Source organism: Mangrovibacter sp. MFB070 (assembly GCF_000705335.1).
In the GTDB taxonomy this organism is placed as follows: domain Bacteria; phylum Pseudomonadota; class Gammaproteobacteria; order Enterobacterales; family Enterobacteriaceae; genus Mangrovibacter; species Mangrovibacter plantisponsor.
The window spans coordinates 24,830-49,765 of the sequence record NZ_JJMI01000039.1 but is presented as its reverse complement, the minus strand read 5'-3'; the positions used below and the strand labels follow the sequence as shown (position 1 = coordinate 49,765).

At 51.4% G+C, this 24,936-nt stretch carries 21 protein-coding genes; 9 read left to right on the top strand and 12 right to left on the bottom strand.

Annotation, left to right across the window (positions count from 1 at the left end):
• Positions 1-23: 23 nt before the first annotated feature.
• Together DT73_RS18470 and DT73_RS18465 are read right to left on the bottom strand one after the other, a co-directional pair.
• Positions 24-1,991 carry a U32 family peptidase gene (locus DT73_RS18470; protein WP_036113015.1) on the bottom strand — a complete coding sequence of 656 codons (1,968 nt, stop codon included), beginning with the start codon at positions 1,989-1,991 and terminating at the stop codon, positions 24-26.
• A gap of 90 nt (positions 1,992-2,081) precedes the next feature.
• Positions 2,082-2,621: a helix-turn-helix domain-containing protein gene (locus DT73_RS18465; RefSeq protein WP_036113012.1), complete on the bottom strand. Its 540-nt coding sequence runs from the start codon at positions 2,619-2,621 to the stop codon at positions 2,082-2,084.
• Between the two features lie 96 nt (positions 2,622-2,717).
• On the opposite strand from DT73_RS18465, the gene DT73_RS18460 reads away from it, so the two are divergent.
• Entirely contained in the window at positions 2,718-3,902 is a 1,185-nt protein-coding gene (locus DT73_RS18460) for a benzoate/H(+) symporter BenE family transporter (protein WP_036113009.1), read from the top strand.
• On the opposite strand, the gene DT73_RS18455 is transcribed toward DT73_RS18460, so the two are convergent.
• Positions 3,851-4,747, bottom strand: a complete 897-nt coding sequence (locus tag DT73_RS18455) for a helix-turn-helix domain-containing protein (protein ID WP_235234542.1) — start codon at positions 4,745-4,747, stop codon at positions 3,851-3,853. The genes DT73_RS18460 and DT73_RS18455 overlap by 52 nt on opposite strands.
• 154 nt (positions 4,748-4,901) lie before the next feature.
• On the opposite strand from DT73_RS18455, the gene DT73_RS18450 reads away from it, so the two are divergent.
• On the top strand, positions 4,902-5,804 hold the full coding sequence (locus DT73_RS18450; RefSeq protein ID WP_036113614.1) for a DMT family transporter: 903 nt from the start codon (positions 4,902-4,904) through the stop codon (positions 5,802-5,804).
• Between the two features lie 114 nt (positions 5,805-5,918).
• Positions 5,919-6,341: a VOC family protein gene (locus tag DT73_RS18445; protein ID WP_036113006.1), complete on the top strand. Its 423-nt coding sequence runs from the start codon at positions 5,919-5,921 to the stop codon at positions 6,339-6,341.
• On the opposite strand, the gene tehB is transcribed toward DT73_RS18445, so the two are convergent.
• Positions 6,307-6,897 carry a tellurite resistance methyltransferase TehB gene (gene tehB, locus DT73_RS18440; RefSeq protein WP_036113003.1) on the bottom strand — a complete coding sequence of 197 codons (591 nt, stop codon included), beginning with the start codon at positions 6,895-6,897 and terminating at the stop codon, positions 6,307-6,309. The genes DT73_RS18445 and tehB overlap by 35 nt on opposite strands.
• An 80-nt stretch (positions 6,898-6,977) precedes the next feature.
• Here tehB and DT73_RS18435 point away from each other — a divergent pair, with 80 nt between their 5' ends.
• Positions 6,978-7,898, top strand: a complete 921-nt coding sequence (locus DT73_RS18435; RefSeq protein WP_036112999.1) for a hypothetical protein — start codon at positions 6,978-6,980, stop codon at positions 7,896-7,898.
• 1 nt (position 7,899) lies between these two features.
• Here the strand turns inward: DT73_RS18435 and rimL are convergent, their stop codons facing one another.
• Complete coding sequence (gene rimL, locus DT73_RS18430) at positions 7,900-8,478, bottom strand: 50S ribosomal protein L7/L12-serine acetyltransferase (RefSeq protein WP_036112997.1); 579 nt, start codon at positions 8,476-8,478, stop codon at positions 7,900-7,902.
• Positions 8,479-8,739: 261 nt separating this feature from the next.
• Between rimL and hpxO the strand changes: the two genes are divergently transcribed.
• Positions 8,740-9,897, top strand: coding sequence for an FAD-dependent urate hydroxylase HpxO (gene hpxO, locus DT73_RS18425; RefSeq protein WP_036112994.1), 1,158 nt, complete (start codon positions 8,740-8,742; stop codon positions 9,895-9,897).
• Between the two features lie 67 nt (positions 9,898-9,964).
• Here hpxO and DT73_RS18420 read toward each other — a convergent pair whose 3' ends face one another.
• The 3 genes from DT73_RS18420 to DT73_RS18410 all read right to left on the bottom strand — a co-directional run bounded on the left by DT73_RS18420 (position 9,965) and on the right by DT73_RS18410 (position 13,768).
• Complete coding sequence (locus tag DT73_RS18420; protein WP_036112992.1) at positions 9,965-11,620, bottom strand: glucan biosynthesis protein D; 1,656 nt, start codon at positions 11,618-11,620, stop codon at positions 9,965-9,967.
• 186 nt (positions 11,621-11,806) lie between these two features.
• On the bottom strand, positions 11,807-12,586 hold the full coding sequence (locus DT73_RS18415) for an ABC transporter substrate-binding protein (protein WP_036112988.1): 780 nt from the start codon (positions 12,584-12,586) through the stop codon (positions 11,807-11,809).
• A 12-nt stretch (positions 12,587-12,598) separates the two neighbouring features.
• Positions 12,599-13,768 carry a methionine aminotransferase gene (locus DT73_RS18410; RefSeq protein WP_036112985.1) on the bottom strand — a complete coding sequence of 390 codons (1,170 nt, stop codon included), beginning with the start codon at positions 13,766-13,768 and terminating at the stop codon, positions 12,599-12,601.
• A 114-nt stretch (positions 13,769-13,882) separates the two neighbouring features.
• Between DT73_RS18410 and DT73_RS18405 the strand changes: the two genes are divergently transcribed.
• On the top strand, positions 13,883-14,764 hold the full coding sequence (locus DT73_RS18405) for a LysR family transcriptional regulator (protein ID WP_036112982.1): 882 nt from the start codon (positions 13,883-13,885) through the stop codon (positions 14,762-14,764).
• Here DT73_RS18405 and DT73_RS18400 read toward each other — a convergent pair.
• The gene (locus DT73_RS18400) at positions 14,727-16,223 is read right to left on the bottom strand and encodes a carboxylesterase/lipase family protein (protein ID WP_036112978.1); all 1,497 of its coding nucleotides are present in this window, start codon (positions 16,221-16,223) and stop codon (positions 14,727-14,729) included. The genes DT73_RS18405 and DT73_RS18400 overlap by 38 nt on opposite strands.
• Positions 16,198-17,145: a LysR family transcriptional regulator gene (locus tag DT73_RS18395; protein WP_036112976.1), complete on the bottom strand. Its 948-nt coding sequence runs from the start codon at positions 17,143-17,145 to the stop codon at positions 16,198-16,200. Before DT73_RS18395 ends, DT73_RS18400 begins: the two co-directional genes overlap by 26 nt.
• Positions 17,146-17,240: 95 nt before the next feature.
• On the opposite strand from DT73_RS18395, the gene DT73_RS18390 reads away from it, so the two are divergent.
• A complete protein-coding gene (locus DT73_RS18390; protein ID WP_036112974.1) occupies positions 17,241-18,101 on the top strand; it encodes an oxidoreductase in 861 nt (286 codons plus the stop codon).
• Here the strand turns inward: DT73_RS18390 and DT73_RS18385 are convergent.
• Positions 18,098-19,468, bottom strand: a complete 1,371-nt coding sequence (locus DT73_RS18385; RefSeq protein WP_036112972.1) for a VOC family protein — start codon at positions 19,466-19,468, stop codon at positions 18,098-18,100. The genes DT73_RS18390 and DT73_RS18385 overlap by 4 nt on opposite strands.
• Before the next feature lie 333 nt (positions 19,469-19,801).
• Here DT73_RS18385 and DT73_RS18380 point away from each other — a divergent pair, with 333 nt between their 5' ends.
• Together DT73_RS18380 and DT73_RS18375 are read left to right on the top strand one after the other, a co-directional pair.
• Entirely contained in the window at positions 19,802-20,722 is a 921-nt protein-coding gene (locus DT73_RS18380) for a LysR substrate-binding domain-containing protein (protein WP_036112969.1), read from the top strand.
• Positions 20,723-20,881: 159 nt separating this feature from the next.
• Positions 20,882-23,176, top strand: a complete 2,295-nt coding sequence (locus tag DT73_RS18375) for an FdhF/YdeP family oxidoreductase (protein WP_036112966.1) — start codon at positions 20,882-20,884, stop codon at positions 23,174-23,176.
• A 56-nt stretch (positions 23,177-23,232) separates the two neighbouring features.
• Here DT73_RS18375 and DT73_RS18370 read toward each other — a convergent pair whose 3' ends face one another.
• Positions 23,233-24,936 carry a methyl-accepting chemotaxis protein gene (locus DT73_RS18370; RefSeq protein WP_036112963.1) on the bottom strand — a complete coding sequence of 568 codons (1,704 nt, stop codon included), beginning with the start codon at positions 24,934-24,936 and terminating at the stop codon, positions 23,233-23,235.

Here is a 24,936-nt window from a genome sequence, read left to right as displayed (position 1 = left end):
AACAGATATCAAAAGCGTGAAAATTACCGCCCTTTCCGCCCTGGCAGAGTTTTCATTAACTCTTCCGGTGTCACTGATGCCACCACACTGCCCGGCAACGGCATTTTCATAATGTGGTTTTTCATTTTGCCAATGACATGCATTTCACAGGGTTTACAGTCAAATTTCAGGGTCAGCACTTCATCCTGATGCACCAGTTGCATGGGGGTGGCCCGCCCTTTAACACCCTGCACGCCTTTGGCCTGTTTTGGGCACAAGTTAAACGCAAAACGCAGGCAGTGTTTGGTGATCATTACCGGTACATCACCTTTCTCTTCGTGGGCCTCGTACGCCGCATCAATCAGTTTAACCCCGTAGCGGTGGTAAAAATCCCGGGCTTTATGGTTGTACACGTTGGCAAGAAAAGTCAGGTGTGATTCAGGATAAACTGGTGGTGGAACGCTCACCGGTTTACGGCTGCCGCGCGGGTAATTTGCCATGCGGGCATCGGTTAACATGCAGATGGTTTCACGGCGTAACTGGTTCAGTACGCTGTTGGGTACAAACAATGGGGCCGCTAAAGCCAGGTTCACTTCCCGTGGGTAATAACACGTCTGCCCCAGTTTCGCCACGCCATCATGAAGCTGGCTTTGCGCTTTTTCCGGGTTATTTGCAATATCAAACTGACCATCCAGGGTATGCGTTACACTTACGCCATCTTCGCTGGTTGCGGTTAGTACCAGTTGTTCCTGCCAGCCACTTAATTCCAGGTCTACTGCAATACGCCGTTCGCTGGAAGTTTTAAGTAAAGCCTGTTGCCAGTTGTGGTCCAGGTTGCGATTAAGCGGATGATGAGGGCGGATTTTATGTAAATCAGCAGGCATTTCATTCGGCCAGACCCGGTAACGCCCTTCTCCCGTTTTCTCAACGGTATTCACCCGGAAACCCACTACCTCGCGTTTGATCATGACATTCAGGCCATCGCCGTTAGCCAGAGGTTCACTGGTTTCCACATCGAGGTGTTTGGCCGCTACACCCAGCACTTCACCAACAGGCAAGCCAATAAATTTGGGTGAATCAAAAGCGCCAATATCCTGTTTACGTTGGTTCACAAAATAGTCTGTGCTGCCGCGGTGAAAAGTTTTATCTGGAGACGGAATAAAAAAGTGTTCAGTGCGCCCGGCAGAAGCACGAGCGAGATCGCTGCGCGCCTCAATAATGTTATCCAGCAACTGGCGATAATAAGCGGTTATGTTTTTCACATAACTCATGTCTTTATAACGCCCTTCGATTTTAAAAGAGCGCACACCAGCATTGATCAGTGCTTCCAGGTTGGCGCTTTGGTCGTTATCTTTCATCGAAAGCAGGTGTTTTTCATAAGCAACTACCCGGCCCTGGTCGTCTTTCAGGGTATAAGGCAGGCGGCAGGCCTGGGAACAGTCCCCGCGGTTAGCACTGCGCCCGGTTTGCGCATGAGAAATGTTGCACTGCCCGGAGTACGCTACGCACAACGCGCCATGAATAAAAAACTCAATGGTGGCATCGGTATTTTCATGAATATCGGCAATCTGGTTGAGATTCAGTTCACGCGCCAGAACGATTTGTGAGAAACCGGCATTACCTAAAAAGCGGGCTTTATCCACACTGCGAATATCGCACTGAGTGCTGGCATGCAGCTCAATGGGGGGAATATCCAGCTCAAGGATCCCCATATCCTGAACAATGAGTGCGTCCACCCCGGCCTGATACAGGTCAGTAATCAGCTTTTGTGCGCCAGCCAACTCATTGTCATGCAGAATAGTATTCAGTGTCACAAACACTTTGGCACCAAACTGGTGGGCAAAAGGAACCAGTTCAGCAATATCTTTCAGGCTGTTAGATGCGTTATGGCGTGCCCCGAAGTCCGGGCCGCCAATATAGACCGCATCAGCGCCATGCAGAATGGCTTCGCGGGCTATTTCGGCATCACGTGCCGGGCTGAGCAGTTCAAGTTTATGAGTTTGCAGGCGCATAATTGTCTTATTCAGGTTTATTGAAAGGCGGCTATTGTAGTCAGATTCGGGTACGAGCAAAACCGCTTTTCACGGGAAAGTCGCTCTGTTTTAAACCGTAGACGATGGATAGTGAATCAGCGACTGAAATACCGTGGTTATAGCACTATGGTTAGCATAACTGTGGGGAACATCTGCAATAAAGCGCCATGCCTCACCGGCGGAAAGTGTGTGCCATTGCCCATCAACACACAACGATAATTCGCCTGTAAGAACAACCACATGTTCAATAACACCCTGTTCATGGGGGCTGGAGTCACTTTGTGCTCCTGGTGCCAGTGTAATGCTGAACATATCGAAACGTAATACCGGGTCATATGGGAAAAGTGGTGTTACTACCATCGCCTGCTGCTGGGCATCATAGACAGGCCGTTCACTGCCTGGCGTGGTGATAAAACGCGACAACGGCACATTCAGACCAGTGGCAATTTTCCACAGCGTGGCAACTGTCGGGCTGGATTCGTTGCGCTCAATTTGCCCCAGCATAGCTTTTGATACACCCGTTTTCTCTGCGGCTTGTGCCAGGCTCCACCCGCGTTGCTGACGTAGCTGTTTCAGCGTTGATGACAACCAGGCTGCTATATCATCCATAAGTTTCTCCTGTGTGGCCGGTAAGTATAGCGCCTTGTGCGTTATAACGCACGGTGATATAGTCCGGACGTTATAACGCACAATACAGGAGCCGCTATGAGGCACACATCCCTTCCGTTCCCCACGTTAATGTCCGGTTTTGTCGCAGTATTAGTTGGCTATGCCAGTTCTGCTGCAATTATTTGGCAGGCGGCGACCGCGGCTGGCGCCACGCCTGACCAAATTGCGGGCTGGATGACCATGCTGGGAATTGCGATGGGGGCCAGTTCGTTAATTTTATCCTGCTGGTACCGTATTCCGGTGCTGACAGCCTGGTCCACCCCGGGTGCGGCATTACTGGCAACCAGCCTGCATGGGCTGACCATCAATGATGCTATTGGCGTTTTTGTGTTTACCAACTTGCTGATTGTTTTGTGCGGCGTAACCGGCCTGTTTGCCCGGTTAATGCAAATTATTCCTCACAGCCTGGCTGCCGCGATGCTGGCCGGTATTTTATTGCGCTTCGGGCTGGATGCCTTTGCTAACCTGCAAGGCCACCTGGTGTTAACCGGCACAATGTTAGCCTGCTGGGTCATAGCCCGCCGTATCGCGCCACGCTATGCCATTGTGTTCACCCTGGTTGCCGGGCTGGTTATTTGTGCCATGACCGGCAGTATAAATACCCGGCATATTGATACCCATTTTGTTATACCGCAGTGGGTAACGCCCCACTTCTCTCTTTCTGCCCTGCTGGGGGTTGGTGTGCCTTTCTTCTTGGTCACCATGGCATCTCAAAATGCACCAGGTGTGGCTACCATGAAAGCATCCGGTTACCACCTGCCTGTTTCATTGCTGATGGTGGTTACCGGCGGGTTGTCGCTGCTGCTGTCGCCATTCGGGGTGTTCTCTGTATGTATCGCCGCGATTACTGCCGCGATTTGCCAAAGCCCGGAGGCACACCCTGACGCACAACAACGCTGGAAGGCATCAGCCACGGCTGGGGTATTTTACCTGCTTGCCGGGTTATCTGGTGCCACTATTACCTCATTGATGGCCGCCGTACCCGAGGCCTGGATCCAGACGCTTGCCGGATTAGCATTGTTGGGCACTATCAGTGGGAGCCTGGTTCAGGCACTGAATATCCCCCATCAACGTGACGCCGCGATTATTACTTTTTTAATTACCGCCAGCGGGGTAACACTTGGCGGTGTGGGGAGTGCATTTTGGGGGCTGGTTGCCGGTGGCGTATGCTATGCCTGCCTGGCACCTAAAGCACGCATAGCGGAAGGTGTACAGCCATAAACAGCGCGGAAACGGTTTGAAAAATGGCTTGAAGAACTAAAACCACACTGCAGGGCGATATCGGTAAGCGGTAATTGCCCTGCTTTCACCAGTTGTTCGGCTTTGATCATTCGGCGCTGCATTACATACTGATGCGGCGCAACACCAACAGACTGGCGGAACATGCGCGCAAAATGAAATTCGCTGAGCCCTGCCTGTGCCGCCAGCCTGTCCAGAGTAATTGCCGTATCCAGGTGATGTTCCACCCACTCCACAGTCTGGCGTAAAACCACTGGTGCCAGACCACCTTTTACCGGGGGCAACTTCCACTGAACGGTGCTGTAACGCTGCACAATATGAGTAAGCAGCAATGTGGATGCGGTACTGAGCACCAGGTGGTTTGCCTGTTCCCCCCAGGCGTTATTAAGCAAAAACTGGCGGTAAAGTTGGGTAATCTGGGCATCTTCGGCAAACGTCCGTTCATCCAGCTGAATACTGGCCGGGCTGCGGTCCCAAATCTCTTCCGCGATTGTGCGTAAATGCGTATCGGTACAATAAAGGTGGACAAACGAAAGGGCTGCCCGCACATCCCAGGTGGACTCACTCTGTTCTGGCATCAGGCAAAACCTGTCTGGCCCGCCGCCGTTTTTCCAGCCCTGATGTGTTTTGTGGTAGGTTTCGTACCCGTCTGCCACATACAAACTTAATGTATGGTGGTCGCTCATCTGCGTGATGGTGTCATGCTTATTTGACCAGGATGCCAGTTGTACCCCGGAGTTAAGCTGCACACTGTCGTGTAATACCGCCTTGTGCTGGCGCAAATTTTCGAATGCGTGGTAACCCATATTGATCTGCCATTGCTTCATCTGTTTGACAGTCTACGGTGGCAATTTCTCCCCTGCCAGCCATTACCAGAAAAAAAAGCGCAAGAATATGCAAGTGCACCACAACCTGCTGCAAGCCGCTTTGCGCAGGCCACGGCACACTACTGGTTACTTTTTCAGGGTAATGAGGCTGGTTATGAACGCAGTACTGTATATTTTGGTCGTTGTTATTTGGGGAACTACCTGGATTGCCATTGCCATGCAACAAGGGCCGGTCGCTGTACCCGTTTCTATTTTCTGGCGGTTTGCTGTGGCTTGTGCCGTGTTATGGCCAGTGATGCTGATGACCCGCCGCCTGAAATCTATGCACAAAGAAGACCATTTATTCTGCCTGCTACAAGGGTGCTGTGTTTTCGGTTTCAACTTCTTCTGCTTCTACCATGCAGCCGCCTGGATAACCAGTGGGCTGGAATCAGTGATTTTCTCTATGGCCGTACTGTTTAATGCAGTGAACAGTTTTCTGTTTTTTGGCCAGCGCCCGGCACCGCGTTTTTATGCTGCCGCGCTACTCGGACTGGTGGGTATGGTGGTGTTGTTCTGGGACGATGTAGTAGGCCAAACGCTATCCCTGACGCTACTTGGTGGTATTGGGTTAAGCGCACTGGGTACCTATGGTTTCTCGCTGGGAAATATGATCAGTGCCCGCCACCAGAAACGTGGGCTGGATACACTCACTACCAACAGTTGGGCTATGCTGTACGGTACGCTGGTGATGGGAGCAATTGGCCTGTTCAGTGGCAGCCATTTTATGCCTGAATGGGATCCCCGTTATATTAGCGCACTGCTTTATTTGGGGATTTTTGGTTCAGTGATTGCATTTGGTGCTTATTTTACGTTGGTTGGGCGTATTGGCCCGGCAAATGCGGCCTGGAGTACCCTGCTGTTTCCCCTGGTGGCATTAACTATTTCAACCGTTTTTGAAAATTACCAGTGGAAAAGTAATGCGGTTATTGGCCTGGTTCTGATCCTTGCGGGCAACCTGGTGATGTTTGTGCCGGTCAATAAATTACGTGTCGGGTTGCGGCTGAAGAGCGCCTGACACCCGAAGTAGCGGGAAAAGTGTGGCGCGTGTAACACAAAGGCACTTTTGACAACACAGGCAAACCAGAAACTGCAACACTGCATAAAGTACTGTCAATAAAGGGCCTTCACAATGAACACGCCACATTTACGCATTGCCAGACCGGTTACCTCTCTGACACAAAGTGAAACGCTCTACTGTACAGGGCTTGGGTTGGAGGTAACGGGGCGATTCAGTGAGCATAATGGTTTTAGTGGCATTATGCTGTCGCTCCCGCAGGCTGCATGGCACCTTGAGTTTACAGTGTGCCACCGCCACCCTGTTATACCTGCACCCGGGAGCGAGGACTTACTGGTTCTCTATTACCCGGACCCAACCAGCTGGCGGCAGCGCTGCGAAAAAATGCGCCTTGCCGGTTTTAATGCCATTAACAGTTACAACCCTTATTGGGACCATCACGGGCAGACGTTTATAGACCATGATGGCTACCGTACTGTTATTCAGCAAAGCGCATGGCCGGTTACACCTTCTGAGCAAGCAGCGTCGCAAATCTGAGTTTAATGCGGTTCCCGTTGCTGTCAGTTTTATGCAATTCCCCCACATCTTCATTGTATTTATGCAGGTTCCAGCCTGCATAATACGCCGCCAGCTCACCTTCTTTGAAGGTAAAAGGGAAGCCAACGGAACATGGGAAATCAGCGGTACTCATTGCTGAGACAATTAAATTCAACCCACCCGGGCGTGTAGCTTCCTGCATCTGGTTAATCAGCCGCGGAATAGTCGCAGGCTCAAGGAACATCATAACCACTGTTGATAACAATAAATCATACGCGCCGTGAAAACTGACCTGGTTCAGGTCAGCCACTGCTGCTTCGAGATTCCCCAGTTTTTCCTGCCGGGCAATACGCTGCAGGTTTTCTATGCTGGCAACGTTTTTGTCCCAGGCCTGAACCTGGTGCCCTGCATCTGCCAGGTAGAGGCTGTTGCGCCCGTTACCACAGCCCAGGTCCAGCACCTGGCTGTGGGGTGTCAGCCGGTTAACAGCACTTCGCAGTTCAGAGTGAGGTAAAGTCAGCCCGTAATTTTCATGAAAATAGTTTTCTGTGCGCATGGTTTTCTCCTGCCACCGCCGGTAACCAGTGGCAAAGCCTTTATCGTCTGCCAAAATTAATACAATAACCGGAGATGATAATGAAAAAATACCAGTTGAGCGACCAATCCCGCACGCTTATTTCGCCACAGGGAGAAAGCATCACCCTGTTTCAGATACGTGCATTGGTGCACTTTGGTTCGGTATGCGCAGGCCAGTTGGGCGGCTGGGTAGAAGGGCCAGACAACCTGAGTCAGCAAGGTAGCGCCTGGCTTGAAGAACAAGTTGAAGTCTTTGGTGGTGCACAAGTGAGTGGTGATGCGCAAATTCTTGGCCTCACCCGGTTAACCGGTAAACTGAATGTTACAGACCGCGCACGGGTAAAAGATTGCCAGGTAGATGGCCCGGCGCTTATTAGCGGGGAAGCGCAACTGTACGACACCCGCATCATAGCCTGTTTGGGATTTACCGCAGACCCTGACCAAATCCTTACTGTCAGCGGCAATGCGCATATCAGGCGGAGTTTACTGGCTCACCAGGTGTGTGTCTGCGGGCATGCATATATTGATTTTGGTTTTCTTGAACACCGGGCTTGTGTCAGTGGGTATGCCATTATTCAGGGGAACGAAAACTGTAATGTCTGGCTGTGTGACAATACCAGTGTGAGTGACCATGCCCGTATTGTTGCCGGGCAGGATGCAGATGCTATCCCTGTTTTGCGCGGGCGTGCGCGGGTTGCTGATTATGCGGTGGTTGAAGGCAACTGTGTTCTGTCCGGCTGTGTGGCTCTGCTTGATTACGCAAACCTGCACGGCGGCCCGGTAGTATTATGCGACCATGTCACCGTTCGGGGGCACGGGCGTATTGCGGGAAATGTTCGCCTGGAGAATGCCACAGAACTCCGTGATAACGCCTGTATTGAAACCTGGGATAACGAAACCGTTTTATTGCGCGACTCAAAAATACTGACAGGTGACCAGCGCATCACCCGCGCCAGCCCTTTCCTGCCTTTTGAGTGTTAATTTACTCTGCTTTGTTCGCCTGGCTGGCATCAATAATCCGCCCGTAGATGTTCTGGTCGTGATATTCGCCATTAAGAAATTCTGCTTCACGCAACCGGCCTTCAAGAGTGAAACCATTACGCTGGGCAACCTGGTTGCTGGCCGTGTTGGTTACAATGCATTTAATAACAAAGCGGCGTACCAGCCCTTCACGGGCATATTTCATCATCATTGCGTTTAACGAACGGGACAAAATACCTTTACCCTGAGCCGCTTCGTCCAGCCAGTAGCCAATATAGGCAGCTTTATTTGTTGGTTCTATCAGGTTAAAAGACACCACACCAACCAGTTTTGACTTACTCAGAATCATAAACATTTTGGTGATATTGCGGTGGTGCAACAGATAATTACCCTGAACCGTTTTCACGGTATCTTCCCGTGCATTGACAAATTGCGGCCAGTTCATACTTTGTTGCAGCCAGTCTTTGTTACGCAGAATCAGTTCAAACAGAGGATCAACAAAGCGTTCATGAACTGAATGCAATTGAATATGCGAATCCACAGAAATCACTTCATCCTGCCATGATTGGGGCGTATTCACAGGTATACCTCTTTTCTTTTCACTATTTTCAAAGACTAAGGGATTCTTAATGAAAAGTCTTGCGCTTTATCCGCCCCTTTATTGTGCGCAATTGTTGTTATTGCACCACAAGCAGGCAACGGCAGGCTCTGCAACTCTCTGCCATGATTGTAGTTATGTTATTGAAACCATTGGTGCGCTATGTAACTAAAGTTTCAATCATGTGATAACCGAACCTGGTACAGAAATTGCAAAATTTCTGTTACAGAACAGGAGACAAGCATGAAAGCAGTCATAATTGGTGGTGGCATTGGCGGTTTATCCGCAGCGATTGCTCTGAAACGTTGCGGCATCGAAACCGAGGTGTATGAAGCCGTAAAAGAAATTAAACCTGTTGGTGCAGCAATTTCAATCTGGCCAAACGGGGTAAAATGCCTGAATTATCTTGGCCTTCATGAAAATATCACTGCCCTTGGCGGCAATATGGCATATCTCGCTTACAATGACGGGCACAGTGCAACTACCCTCACCCGTTTCAGTCTGTCGCCGCTGGTTCAGGCGGTGGGTGAGCGGCCCTATCCTGTAGCGCGCGCAGAATTACAAAACATGTTGCTGGAGCAATATGGCAAAGACGCGGTGCAATTCGGTAAACGGGTTACCCATATAGAAGAACAGCAAGATGGTGTTTGTGCCTGGTTTGAAGACGGGCACAAAGCAACGGGTGACCTGCTGATTGCAGCCGATGGCACCCACTCTGTTATCCGTAACTGGGTACTGGGTTACCAGACGGAACGCCGTTATGCGGGTTATGTAAACTGGAACGGACTGGTTGATATTGATGAAACTATTGCTCCGGCAGACCAGTGGACCACTTTTGTTGCAGAAGGGAAACGCGTTTCCCTCATGCCGGTTGCCGGTAACCGTTTTTACTTCTTCTTCGATGTCCCTTTACCCAAAGGGCTGGACGAAGACAGAGATACTCTCAGGGGCGATCTTAAACGCTATTTTTCTGGCTGGTGCCCACCCGTTCAAAAGCTGATTGATACACTGGACCCACAAACAACGAACCGCATAGAAATTCACGACATCGAGCCATTTATGCAGCTGGTACGTGGCCGGGTGGCGCTGTTAGGTGATGCCGGGCACAGTACCACTCCGGATATTGGCCAGGGCGGTTGTGCGGCGATGGAAGATGCGGTGGTGCTCGCAATTGCCCTGCAAACCAACTCGCTGGGAATTGAAGATGCTCTGCAGCGGTACCAGGAAAAACGCAATGAGCGGGTAAAAGACCTGGTTCTGAAAGCACGTAAACGATGCGATGTGACACACGGTAAGGATCTACAGGCAACACATGCCTGGTATGATGAACTGAAAACGGAAACCGGAGAGCGCATTATGGCGGGAATTGAAGATACCGTGATGGGCGGCCCGTTGGCCTGACCCTGCTTTAATTATAAAAAAACCGCGCAGGCAGCAAACCTTGCGCGGTTTTTTTTACCCTGCGGTATTAACGCATTTGGCGTTCATCAACATATTTGCGTTTATCTGGTGCTGGCGGGAAATACTGGTAAAGCCAGGTTTCACTAATGGCTTTCCCCTGGCAACGCAGGAACATGCGCATTTCTACCGGGTCTACGGAATCAGAATTTGGATACCAGTCGAACAGAATACGGTAGCCATCAAATGGCTCAACGTACAGGATTTCTACCTGACGCGCTTCACCACTGGACAACGTGATAACTGGCTCAATGCCTTTAGGCGCAGCATCTTTCAGGTCTCCACCAACGAAATCGATGGCAAAACGGCGGGACCATTTTTCCGGGTAGTGTTCACCAGGTGCCCAGCCTTCCGGGAAGCTCCCCATACCTGTGCGGGTTGCATAGACTCGCGCCATATTGGTGTGATAAGGCGGCTCCCCGCTCCAGTACAAACGGTACTGGAAGTTCAGTGTGTCACCTGCTTTGACCGGTTTTTCCGGCTGCCAGAAACACACGATATTATCCAGTGTTTCACCTGTTGTTGGGATCTCCATCAGGCAAACATGGCCTTTACCCCAGGCATTGCGCGGTTCAACCCACAGGCTTGGGCGTTTGTTATACCAGCCCATTACATCCTGGTAGCTTTCGAAGCGGTGGTCGAGTTGTAACAACCCAAAACCTTTCGGGTTTTCGTCCATAAATGCGTTGAACTGCAGGCGTTGCGGGTTATTGAGTGGGCGGCAAATCCACTCACCATTACCACGCCACATAGACAGGCGGTCTGAGTCATGAATTTGTGGGTGAATGGTGTCGCACATTTTGCGTTCATTAGTGCCGCAACTGAACATACTGGTCATTGGGGCTATCCCCAGTTGCCTGATGTCCTGGCGTGCATACAGGTGATTTTCGACTTCCATAATCACCTGGGTTTCTTCGCACTGAATGGTAAATTTGTAAGCGCCAGTAGCACTTGGGCTGTCCAGCAAGGCATATACCACAAAAGTGGTGTCGCTGGCTTTGGGGGTTTCAAACCAGAATGCCGTAAAATCAGGAAACTCTTCTGGTTTATCTGTAAAGGTATCAATTGCCAGTCCACGGGCAGACAGGCCATATTGCCAGGTGTTGTCTACTGCACGGAAATAGCTCGCCCCAAGGAATGAAACCACATCACGACGTGCCAGTTCAGGTGCTTTAAACACTTTAAAACCAGCGAAGCCAAGGTCTGGCTGCCCTTCCAGTTGGCTGACATCCACGCCGGCATCGTGGTAGTTGAATAAATCCGGGCGGAAATGCACTTCCCTGGCCTGGTGGGTTGCCGGGTCGAGAGAGAACATTCTTACCCGGCGGCGAAAGCCCATGCCTACGTGGAAAAACTGCACATCCAGTTGGCGGTCTTCAATGTTGTGCCACAAAGAATGCGCTGCATCATACTGAATGCTGTTGTATGCCTGAGGCGTTAAATCGGCCAGCGTTTTCGGCAACGGACGAGGTGCGCCACCCCAGGCCTTTTGCGCCAAATCATGGGCCATAGACTGCAACACGGAAAAATCGAAAGTGCGGGTACTGCCATCCGCAATTCCTGACTCTTGTGCCCACGCAGCGCGCGAGAAGAAAGTGGCAAGTGCTGGAGTGCCACAGGCAGCGGCCAGCGCCATAGAAGCTTTTATAAAACGTCTGCGATTCATGCCGGATTCATCGTCCTTTTTGTCAGGATAGTAGCGTTAAGTTAACGGGCATTCCCACTATGCACTCAAGCCCGTTGCCATGACACTCTAGACAAAATTTATTGTGAATCCAACAACACAACGCTGCGACCCGCACGAGCGCCTGTTTTTCAGACATGTCTCCCTGAGGTCGCAGCAAAAACGGTGTTATTTCACACTCACGTCAATACCAGGGAAATATTTTTTCGCCAGGGTGGTGACAGTGCCATCGGCCTGTAATTTGCTGATAGCCGCATCCAGGCGTGCTTTCGTTTCAGCATCGCCTTTGCGCAGGCCAAAACCAATCCCACTCCCCAAAATTTTGTCATCACTGACCGGCTTGCCGATAAAGCCAAAACCTTTACCCTGAGGCTTGCTCAGGAACCCGGCCTGGCCTGCCGCAGACATTACCAGTGAGGCATCAATACGGCCATTAAGTAAATCGGCCCATGCCATGTTCTGGTCTTTATATGAAACAACAGTTACACCCTGTTTTTCCCAGTGCTCTTTGGCATAAACTTCCTGGATAGAACCTTGCAATACGCCAATGGTTTTACCTTTCAGAGATGCCACTGTTGCATCCATCCCACTGCCTTCTTTACCTACCAGTTGGGTTGGTATCCGGTAAATTGGGTGAGTGAAGTCGATGCTTTTTTCACGCTGCTCCGTGATATTCATTGCGGAGTTAATAGCGTCGAATTTTTTTGCCATCAGGCCCGGTATCAGGGCATCAAATGACGTTTCCACCCATTCGCATTTCAGTTTTGCTGTTTGGCAAACAGCTTTGCCCAGGTCGATATCAAACCCTTCCAGCTGGCCTGCGGCATTACGGCTTTCAAACGGTGGGTATTCAGCTTCCAGCCCAAAGCGCAGCGTGTTTTCTGCAGCAATAGCAGATAAAGAAGATAACAACCCAGCGGCTAATAACAGTGATGTGATTTTTTTCATGAATAACCCTGCTTAACGTGGCTTAACCTGGCATAACGCTTGTGCGCCAGCCTTTAATGTCGCATCGTCTTTCGCAAAAGAGAGGCGAATCAGTTTATTGTCTGTACCATCGGTGTAAAACGCAGATAACGGAATGGCAGCTACACCATGCTCCACAATCAGACGTTTTACCATCTCGCTGTCGGGTTCGTCACTAAAATGCCCGTAACTGGCGAGCATAAAGAATGACCCGGCACTCGGTAATAATTTGAAGGGTGAATCGGCCAGCAAAGACTGGAGTAAATCGCGCTTACGCTGGTAAAACGGCCCCAGGCTTTGCCAGGTGACCGGGTTCGTCATGTAGTCGGCAAAGGCATACTGCATTGGGGTGTCTGCTGCAAACATTAAGAACTGGTGCACTTTGACTATCTCGTCCATCAATACTTTTGGCGCAACACAGTACCCTACGCGCCAGCCTGTAACGTGGAACGTTTTGCCAAACGAAGAAATAATGACACTGCGCTCTGCCAGGCGTGGGTGGGTAGCCATACCGTGGTGGCGTGCACCATCAAAAACGATATGCTCATACACTTCATCTGCCAGCAAAATGATATCGGTACCCTGGGTTAACCGAACCAGTTCGCTCAAATCTGACTCACTCAGCACCTGGCCACTCGGGTTGTGCGGGGTATTGATAATTATCATGCGGGTACGGCTGTTTATCGCGGCCGACACTTCATCCCAGTTAATCCGGAAATCAGGCTGAGTCAGTTTGACAGCAACAGGTGTTGCCCCCTGCAAACGTACTACCGGCGCATAGCTGTCGAAGGAGGGTTCAAAGTAAATTACTTCATCGCCCGGGTGAACCAGGCCACTGATAGCAGAGTAGATCCCTTCACTGGCGCTGGCAGTGACCAGCACTTCATCTGCGGCATCATAATGCTGGCCATAAGCCAGTGCGACTTTTTCACTAATCAGTTGTTTGAGAAGAGGTAAACCCGTCATTGGAGCGTACTGGTTACGGTTTTCCTTCATCGCTTTTGTTACGCCATCGACCAGTGCCGGGTCACACGGAAAGCCTGGCGCACCCTGGGAAAGGTTAATAGCATTGTGCTGGGATGAAAGTTGCCCAATTACGGTAAAAATGGTGGTACCTACATCCGGCAGTTTTGACTTGCACTGTACCGGGGATTGCATGGACATGGCTGCTCCTGTGATAGCTACGAATTGCATAACTATTCAAGCGGTACGGCATTGCAAGCACAACCGAATTGTTGTCATAATAGCCATGCAAAAATTGCATAGCTGGAGATGTGTATGTCCCGCCATTCCCTGCCACTGAATGCGCTTGAAGCCTTTATTGTTACCGCCCGGCACCTTAACCTGACTCATGCAGCGAAAGAGCTTTACCTGACTCAGGGCGCAGTAAGCCGCAAAATTGCCTCACTGGAAAACTGGTTTGGCTTTGCGTTATTTGAACGCCACGCCCGGGGTTTGCACCTGACCCCTCGGGGGAAAGCGCTGCTCCCGGAACTTGAACAGGCCTTCAGGCAAGTGCATATAGTAGCTGAGCAGGCACGCCAGAAACCGCAATCAGTACGCCTTAAAGCGCCAACCTGCGCTATGCGCTGGTTATTGCCCAACCTTCTTGCCATTGAACACCACCACCCGGACCTGGATGTAGTGTTAACCACCACAACCGATCACGGAATTAATTTCCATGCCGAACCCTTCGACGCTGCAATTGAATATGGGAAAGCTGAACGTGGTGAATTACTGTTTGATGAGTGCCTGACTCCGGTAGTAAGCCCGGTGCTGGCAAAACAACTGGCAGCACAACCTGAAAGCTTATCCCGCCTGACATTTTTACACCCCACCCGGGATAAAACTGACTGGTTATTGTGGTGGAACAGCCAGCCCCGCCCCTGGCCGGTAATGCGTAAAAACCAGCACTTCGATACCATGGATCTGGCTATCAGCGCCGCAATTCAGGGCTTTGGTGTTGCAATTGCCGATGAACACCTTGTTGCTGCGGATATTAATGCCGGGCGGCTGGTGCGGCTGTCTGAACAGGCAGTTCCTACGGGGGCGGCATACCGTCTGGTGTTGCGCAAGCCTGGTAGCGAAGCAGGCAATTTAAACGACTTCCGCCAGGCGTTACTTAGTCCAGATTTACATGGTGTTTCATCACCCGTTTAAACAACCGCAGGCGCAAAGGCATAAACCAGCGGCGATGGCGAAAACCAAACTGCCGCCGCTGGCCAATTTGTAAAACGCCTTGTGCCGGCCAGGCGACCGGCCCGGCAAGAGCATGCGCTTCTCCATTCTTCTGGCTGGCGAATGCGGCCCAGTAATCAGCAAGAATCGCGGCAACTTTTTGGTCTGCCCCAGTAGTGGTTATCATGGTTGCCAGCGTATCAAACACATAAGCAACTTCATTACCGTGCGACGCGCCAAAAGGCAGGCTGTCCCGTTCACCTTCACTGACATAATCGAACCAGTAACGCCAGCAAGCCTGGCCTGCTCTCTTTTGTGCATCACTGATAATCAGACCCAGTGTGGTGAACGCCATATCACGGCAAACCTCGCGCCCTAGCACATCATCCTGTAAAGCATGCGGGTAAAGCGTGCGTATCAGGGCAAGTCCGCCCCGGTGAGTTTTGCGCATCTGGCGGATTTGTTGTGCGGCATCCACACCAAACACAGAGAGCACGCTGGCTTCATCGCTGTTACTTCCTACGATGACCGGTACCGGATGCTGCCTGCCCTCCATAAAGCAGTCCAGTGCCGGTTGGGGAAGCACGATATCACCACTTATTGGCACAGGTGCTGGTGAATAAGGTGCGGCCAGAGGCCAGAAGGCATCGCCCGGTAATTCTCGCAGCTGTTCAGCAGTGGCGTGTTTTAACCCCAGAACTGCCGCTACTTGTTCACCATTGTGTAATGCCTCTGGCCGTGGAGTGTCTGGTAACGTGTAACCGCTTTGAATTATCGCCCGGTGAAATAACCCGCTGGCAAGTGGTGAGGCCATCAGTGACATCACACTTCGTGCTCCTGCAGATTCGCCGAACAACGTTACCTGCTGTGCATCACCACCAAAAGCCGCGATGTTCTCCCTGACCCAGTTCAGTGCCGCAATTTGGTCAAGTAAACCAAAGTTGTGTAACGGGCCTCGGGGGTCCTCCCCGTCTAACGCCGGGTGGGCAAAAAAACCGAGATGCCCAAGGCGGTAATTCACGGTAACCAGGATGATACCGCGCCGGGTTAAACCGTGGCCTTCATAAGGCGGTAGCCCACCGGCGCCAATGGTAAAACCGCCGCCATGCAGCCAGACCATAACCGGCAAAGGATGGGTTGGTGGTGTTGCCGGAGCCCAGATATTTAAATACAGGCAGTCTTCACTAAAACTACCCGGGTCCCCGCCACCCAGTTCGCGGCAATATTCTTCACTCTGCCAACTGGCCGGCCCATATTCATATGCCTGTTTTATTCCCTGCCAGCCGAAAGGTGGTTGAGGCGCCCGCCAGCGCAATTCCCCAACAGGTGGTCTGGCATAAGGAACACCACGCCATACCCGAACACCCGCTTCACACTTCCCTTCAAGCAATCCGTTGGTTGTCATAACCTGACAATTATCCACTGAGTGTGCCAGTATCATGTTTCCCGCTTTCCCTTTCATACGCATTTAGTTCATGAATAAAATCAATAAAGGCCCGCAATGGCGCGGGCACCAGGCGGCGGTCCGGGTAATAGAGCCACGGGCCGCTGAATTCAGGCCACCAGGGCTCCAGCACCGGCTTGAGTTCGCCACGGGCGATTGCCGGGGCCAGCCAGTCTTCGAAAAGCATAATAATTCCCGCGCCTTTAATCGCTGCATCCACAGCCAGGTCAACGGCGGCACCGATGCTGACGACCAGGGGACCTTTTACCTGAACCCGCACTGTTTCATCGCCTTTGTGAAATTCCCAGTCTGAAATAACTCCACTATGGTAGCGGCAACGAATACAGCGGTGTTGCATTAATTGCGTCGGGTGTTCGGGCTGGCCTGCAAACGCCAGGTACTCAGGTGAGGCCACTACCGCGAACCGTTGAGTGCGCGGCCCAAAGGGAACGGCAATCATATCCTGTGCCAGGCTCTCTTCATAACGGATCCCGGCATCGCAACCGGCACTGAAAATATCGACCAGGTTACTTTCAGCAATGATGTCTACGTCAATCTCCGGGTAACGGGCAAGAAATGCAGGAATGATATCTGGCAGGATCAGCCGGGCGGCACTTACGGGTACGTTCAGGCGCAATGTGCCACGCGGGGTATGGCGAAAACCGTTGATTTTATCCAGCGCTGTTTCGACTTCATCCAGCGCCGGGCGCAAGTTTTCAACCAAAGCCCGCCCTGCTTCAGTCAGGGCGACTGTGCGGGTAGTTCGGTTGAACAAGCGCACGCCCAGTTGTTGTTCTGCTCGCCGTACTGCATCACTGAGCCGCGACGGATTAGTGTTGAGATTACGGGCTGCTTCACGAAAACCGCCCGCCCTTGCAACAGCAACCACCGCCTGCAGGTCGTTCAAATCATATGCCATTGTGCGGATTCCCGTACATAGTGTCGTGATTAACTGGAATAGTCGCACAAGACTGGCTTGCCTACAATTCAGAGTACACTAACAGGAGGTATCCCATGACAACCGTTCAACTGGCAGGCACCCGGCAATTAGGCGATAAGCAAGTATTCAGGATGGGTTATGGCGCAATGCAACTCGCCGGCCCTGGCGTTTTTGGCCCCCCGGATAACCCGGAACAGGCAATTGAAGTTCTGCGCCTGGCTATCGAGCAAGGTATTAACCATATTGATACCTCAGATTTCTATGGCCCGCACATTACTAACCAACTGATCAGGCAGGCACTCCATCCGTATCAAAAAGAGTTATGCCTGGTGACGAAAGTCAGCGCCAGGCGTGATGATAAAGGGAACTGGATACCAGCGATGTCGGAAAGTGAACTGACCCGGGCAGTGGAAGAAAACCTGGAAAACCTCGGACTTGACCAGTTAGAGATAGTCAACCTGAGAAGTATGTATGATGTGCATAAACCAGCCGAAGGTAGCCTCGAAGGCCCGTTAACGACATTGCTTAACCTGCAGTCTCGGGGGTTAATTCGCCATATTGGGCTCAGCAATGTTACACCCACGCAAATCAAAGAGGCGCTGGCATTAACCCCTGTCGCCTGCGTACAAAACTGTTATAACCTGGCTGAACGTAGTGATGACGCGCTGATTGACTGGCTCGAACAACGCGACATCCCATACGTACCTTATTTCCCGCTCGGTGGCTTTACGCCGCTACAATCGGCCGAACTCAGCGCTGTTGCCAGTGAACTCTCGGCCTCCCCCATGCAAGTAGCGTTGGCCTGGTTATTACAGCGGTCGCCTAATATTTTGTTGATTCCGGGCACCAGCAAGCCAGCGCATTTGCTGGCAAATATTGATGCCGCGAAGTTGCAACTGCCTGAAGCGCACATCGAACGCCTGAATGCGCTTTAGTCGGTATCCGTTAGCCTGTTAACCGGAGCCAGCCCGCACAGGCGACGGCTGCGGTTTTCAGTGTCCTGATATAAAGCAAACGGATCTTTCACCGCACAGCCCAGTGCTGTTTCAAAGGCTTGCTGGCTGGCATGCCCCTGCTCCCTGACCTGTGTTTCCGCTCCCAGGTTGGACTGAAAAATCCCGGCGGCACTGACAGGCAGGAAATCTTCATAAGTAACAGGGGATGCAGCAAGCCAGCCTCGTTCAATTAGTGCCTGTGGGTTGTCGTCCAGTTTAATCGCCTGGCGGTTTGCGTCTCCGGCAGGTAATAACCGGTATCGGTACCAGGCGAGCCCGTCCTGGCGCAGTGTCGCTTCGTCATCGGGGAACCGGGCAAAGGTATTACGTAACTGATTTTGGTGTGCAAAATTATCCGCAGCGACACCCGCCTCAGCTAACAGAGAATCATACAACCGCCGCCCTTTCGGGGTCAGGGCCACTCCTCGCTGCTCTATTTCACCAAAACGTGCGGTATGCGCTCCCTGAGCCCCTTCGCCAAATACCACTTTTTCTTCCAGTGCCCGGAAACTGGTCTGGCGTAAAAGAATGGGGTATACACGGCGCGGCGGGCCTTCAATCACATTCTTGGGCGTAATGCCATATTCAGGCATCAGTGCCTGTACCCGGTCAATATCCAGTGTACGGGGTGTCAGGTGATTAATATGGCACCCGGGGAAACTGACAATGTCGGCCACCAACCGGTGCGCACTGTTCAGTGCCTGGTATGTTTGCGCATCCACACAGGCCTGCTGGCGCCAGCGAAACGTTTCCAGAGCTTCACTGACAAAGCGCTGCGCCTGCACGGCGGTTAAACCACCTTGTTGTGCGTGGGTATCTACCAGTTCACGGCAGCCTGGCGTAAAAATTGAACGCTGCGCCAGAATATGCAGTGCCTGTTCCCGGAGCGTTGTGTCTTCAATCAGTTCCGGGCGCAGTAATGAGGTAAAAACACGAAATGGATTACGTGCCAGCGCGGCGTCTTCTGTGGGGCGAAACGCGGTTGAATGTACAGGTATCCCGGCAACAGACAAATCATAGTACCCCACGGGGTACATACCCATGATGGCAAAAACCTTGCGCAACCCCGCCAGTTCTTCTGGCGTGCCAACACGAATAGCGCCATGCCGCTCAACATTGAGCCGACCAATTTCTCCATCGTTTGTCAGTTGTTCAAGCAACATGGGGTGTTTTTCCAGCACACCAATGTTGACGTCGGCAACCAGGTCCAACAACGTGCCATACTGCGGTACTTCTTGCTGATACATCACAGACATCGCCTGTGCGAACATTTCCCGAATTTCATCTGCACTGACATACTCGCCCATGTTATTTTCCTCAGGTCTTTTCCCAAAGGTTAGATAACACCTTTGCGCCACACTGAAATTATTCAGCTTTTGTGATCCTGGCAACGCGCCAATTTAGTGGTCTTATCCCCCTGCTGTCTTCGTTTATATAACCGGAGCATATGGTTGCCTGGCACATAAAAATTACCGGCGTTGATTTGCCTCGATTCAGCCGGGCAACCCGGAACGTCAGCGTAGCCAGAATCCGCACTTTGTTTAAAAATTGCGATGTTTGTTAATGTAATTTTGCAATGAAGTTATCAGAATACAGCTAAGTCACTTGAAAATAGCAAAAAACTGGTTTTAACATCCGTTATGGAAAATTATGGTCACTTCATGCAGCGCATTCGCTTGCGCCATTTACACACTTTCGTTGCCGTCGCTCAGCAGGGAACTCTTGGGCGCGCGGCACAAACGCTTAACCTCAGCCAGCCGGCATTATCCAAGACATTAAATGAGCTGGAAAATTTGATTGGGGTCCGCCTGCTTGAGCGGGGGCGTATGGGGGCACATCTCACCCCCACTGGCGAGCAATTTTTGACCCATGCACTGCGCATTCTTGATGCACTCCAGGCCGCTGGGCACTCTTTGCATTCCGCCACACAAGGCGAGCCTCAGACAGTACGCCTTGGTGCACTGCCAACGGCACTACTGGGGTTATTGCCTGCTGTAATTGGCCAGTTCCATCGCCATCAAATTGGTGTCAGCCTGCAAGTGGCAGCCATGAATAACACCATGATTTTATCCGGGTTAAAAAGTGGTGAACTGGATTTTGGAATCGGCCGCATGTCTGACCCGGAATTAATGGGTGGATTAAGCTACGAATTGCTGTTTCTGGAATCACTGCGTCTGGTGGTTCACCCGGGGCATCCACTACTCAACGAAACCCTGACATTTCGCCGTATTCTCGACTGGCCAGCCGTTGTGCTGCCTGAAGGTACACCGCCCAGGGACAGAACTGAAGCCTTGCTTAAAGAACAAGGTTGTACACTTTCGCCCTGCCATGTTGAAACCTTGTCTGCTTCACTTTCCCGGCAACTCGCGATTGACTACGACTACGTTTGGTTTGTGCCCTCTGGCGCGGTAAAAGAAGATCTTAAAACGGGTGTACTGGTCTCATTACCTGTTGCCATACCGGGAAATGGCGAACCGGTTGGCATTCTGACCCGTGTCGACACCCCGCTTTCTGTTCACGCCGTAACATTAATTAATGCCATTCGCCAAACTATTGCCTGATTGTATTGTGTTGCGCAAGTTGCATGATAAGTAACACTGTTAGAACGTTCAGGAAACAATAACCGCACATTGTTGCGCGAATGTTGGGAATTTGCGGCGTATACTGCATGTATTGATTACGCACACTATTGCGTAAATTTCCAGTATGGACGTCACACTATGAAATTTAAAACAGCGATTAAACCTTATCACGCGGCCGCAGGTGGCTGGGGATCACTGGAAGCCACAACCCGGTTTGTGTTTGACAGCAAACGCGCAATTAAGAATTTGCGCAACCTGATGCGCATGAACAAAGCCAAAGGCTTTGACTGCCCCGGCTGTGCCTGGGGTGATGATAATAAAAGTACATTCAGTTTTTGTGAGAATGGCGCTAAAGCTGTTACCTGGGAAGCCACCCGTCGCCATATCACCGCAGAGTTTTTTGCCCAACATACAGTCGGCGCGCTACGCAAACAAAGTGACTATTTTCTGGAGTACCAGGGCCGCCTGACAGAACCGTTGTGTTACAACCCTGAAACCGATCACTACGAAGCCATCACCTGGCAGGATGCTTTTGCACTGGTTGCCCGCCATATTCAGGAAATGGACACCCCTAACCAACTGGAGCTTTACACCTCCGGGCGTGCAAGTAATGAAGCTTCTTATCTCTACCAGGTGTTCGGGCGGATGCTGGGCACCAATAATTTCCCCGATTGTTCGAATATGTGCCATGAGGCCAGTGGTAGCGGGCTGAAACGCAGTATTGGCGTTGGTAAAGGCACAATTCGCCTCGATGATTTCGACAAAGCAAACGCCATTTTTGTCTTTGGCCAAAACCCTGGTACAAATCACCCGCGTATGCTTCACAGCCTGCGCCATGCAGCTGAAAACGGTGCCAGTATTGTAACGTTCAATACCCTGCGTGAACGTGGGCTTGAACGGTTCGCTGACCCGCAAAAACCGCTTGAAGTCGTCACCCCTTTAGCTGGAAACATCAGCTCTACGTATTATCAGCCGAATTTGGGTGGCGATATGGCAGCGGTGCGCGGCATGGCAAAAGCACTGCTGGAAACCCACCGGCAACACCTGGCAGATGGCTTACCTGGCATTTTTGATGATGCTTTTATCAGTGAGCACACCCAGGGGATTGAACAGTGGTTTGCTGAAATCGATAACACCAGTTGGGACTTTATCACTCAGCAATCTGGCCTGAGTGAGCAGCAACTGCGTGAAGCCGCCGGTATCTGGCAAAATGCCGAACGGGTTATCTGCACCTGGGCGATGGGTATTACCCAACATAAACATTCGCTGGATAGCGTACGGGAAATTGTTAACCTGCAATTGCTGGGTGGGCATCTGGGCAAACCCGGCGCTGGGCTATGCCCGGTGCGTGGGCACAGCAATGTTCAGGGGAACCGTACAATGGGGATTGATGAAAAACCCTCTGCTGCATTACTCGACAGCCTGGCGAAGCATTTCGACTTCACGCCACCACGAGCACCAGGCCATAACACGGTTGAAGCAATTGAGGCCATGCTGCGTGATGAAGTTCGGGTTCTGATAACACTGGGTGGCAACCTTGCCGCCGCAGCGCCTGATAGTGAGCGTACCGCTGAAGCCTTATCCCGGTGTGGGCTGACAGTACATATCAGTACCAAGATGAACCGTAGCCACCTTTATCCTGGCGATGCAGCACTGATCCTGCCCACGCTTGGGCGCACTGAAGAAGATCTTCAGGAAAGTGGCCGTCAGTTTATTACTGTCGAAGATTCTTTCAGTATGGTGCATGCATCTGAAGGGATAGGCAAACCACTGGCAGCCACGCAACGCTCTGAAACGGCAATTGTTGCCGGAATCGCCGCGGCGACACTGGGATGTGAGAAACTGGACTGGCTTGCCCTGAGTGCTGATTACAACCTGATTCGTGACCATATTGCAGCCACTATACCTGGGTTCACTGATTTCAATGAGAAATGTGCAGAGCCTGGCGGATTCTGGCTGGGTAATGCGGCGGCAAGTTACCGTTTTGCCACACCGAGTGGTAAAGCAGAGTTCAGCCCGGCTCCATTGCCGCAGTCAGTAACCCCGGTGGAAGCACCGTTCATATTGCAGACATTGCGTTCTCATGACCAATATAACACGACAATTTATGGTCTGGACGACCGTTATCGTGGCGTTTACGGTCAGCGTGAAGTGTTATTTATGAACCCCGATGATATTGCAGCACTTGGGCTGGAACCGGGCGATGACGTTGATATCGAAACCCACTGGAATGACGGTATTGAACGAAAAGTTACTGGGTTCAAACTGGTCAGTTATGCCATTCCCCGTGGTAACCTGGCAGCTTACTACCCGGAAACTAACCCGTTAATTCCATTGTCCAGCTTTGGTGATGGTACAGGGACTCCTACTTCCAAATCTGTACCGGTGAGTATCACTGCTTCGCAACCGCATCCAGATTTGCGCCTGGTTTAAATAAACAACCCACAGGCATCTGCTTGTGGGTTGCATTCAGCTAATGGCGAGCGGTGTTAAAACGTCTCCCAGTTCTCCTGACCAGCTGATGAAGCCTGTGGTAATGCGGCCTGCGTTTTTTTCGCCCGCCCGGGCGCAGTACGCTCACTGTGGCTGTCACCAGATAACCGGAAGATACCGACAGCCTGAGACAGTATCGCGGCCTGTTCTTCAAGGGAACGGGCTGCAGCAGATGCCTCCTGAACCAGAGCTGAGTTTTGCTGTGTGGCATTATCCATTTCAGTAATAGCCTGGCCTACCTGTTCTATACCACGGCTTTGCTCATCGGATGCAGAAGCAATTTCCTGCATAATGCCAGTCACGCTTTTCACCGACTCTACAATACCGGTCATTGTACTGCCTGCTTCCCGCACTTCACCGGAACCCTGTTCAATGAGTGAAACAGATTCATTAATCAGGTTCTCAATTTCTTTGGCCGCCTGTGCGCTGCGTTGTGCAAGAGTGCGAACTTCGCTGGCTACCACAGAGAACCCACGCCCCTGCTCTCCTGCACGCGCAGCTTCAACTGCAGCATTCAGTGCCAGAATATTGGTCTGAAACGCGATGCTATTAATAACCGATGTGATTTCTGAGATTTTCCGTGAACTGGCTGAAATATTGTTCATGGTAGAAACCACACCGGTAACAATCTGCCCACCGTGCGAGGCCTTTTGTGAGGCCTCTCCAGCGAGTTTGCTTGCATGGTGCGCGTTTTCCGCATTTTGCTTCACGGTTGCCGTCAGTTGCTCCATGCTGGCGGCCGTTTGTTCAATTGCTGCCGCCTGTTGCTCAGTTCGTGAAGCTAAATCGACGTTGCCGGCAGAGATATCACTGGTGCCCTGGTAAATGCCACTGGCGCCATCACGCACGGTGGTGACGGTTCTCACCAGAGAGCGCTGCATGTGTTGCAGGTGTTTGCTGAGCAGGCCTATTTCACTGCGGCTGGTTAATTCTTCTGGCTGTGTGAGATCCCCCCCGTCAATAGCCTCAATTCGCTTAACCGCGCGCTGCAGTGGGTTTATCACAATTTTGCGCAACATAACAAAGGTTACGCCGGTCATAAATAAGGCCAGGATAAAAGCACCGCCCATCACTACCAGACCAATATTTGTATCACGATGAGCCATAGTGTTAAGTTGCTGGGAGCGCGCAGTACGAATGGCAATCGCCTTCAGCAAAACCTCATTATAGTCATCATCCAGTTTGCGTAGTTGTTCGTTTTCCTGAGTGATAATCGCTTCAAACATGCCATTTTTGGCATATTTGATCATTGGCTTCATGCCCTTTTCAACATAGTCGTCAAAACGGGTTTTCAGCGCGCCATCCAGTGCGGTGTCTTGCGGTGTTTTCGACCGGCGGTCCATGTAAACAGCAAACCCTTCCTGAGCTTTTTTAATACGCGCTTCTGCATCAGCAATGTCTTTGCTCATGACATCCATATCTGCGACACGCCCGGCCGCCCCGGCATGAATTAATAAAATACGGGCGGTACGCAGGTGGTTGGAGCTGTTGGAGATGCCCATGCGCACCTGTATTTCATCGGTCACATCACTGAGTGAGCTATTACCCTGAACCAGGAAATAGCCAGCAAGACCGATACATAACGCAAACAGTAGTAACACCCCGCCCAGAATGGCGGAAAAGAGGGGAACCAGACGGATGTGGTGCCAGAAACGAACAGACCCGGATATAGTTTGTGCAGATGTCGTTGCCCTTTCCAT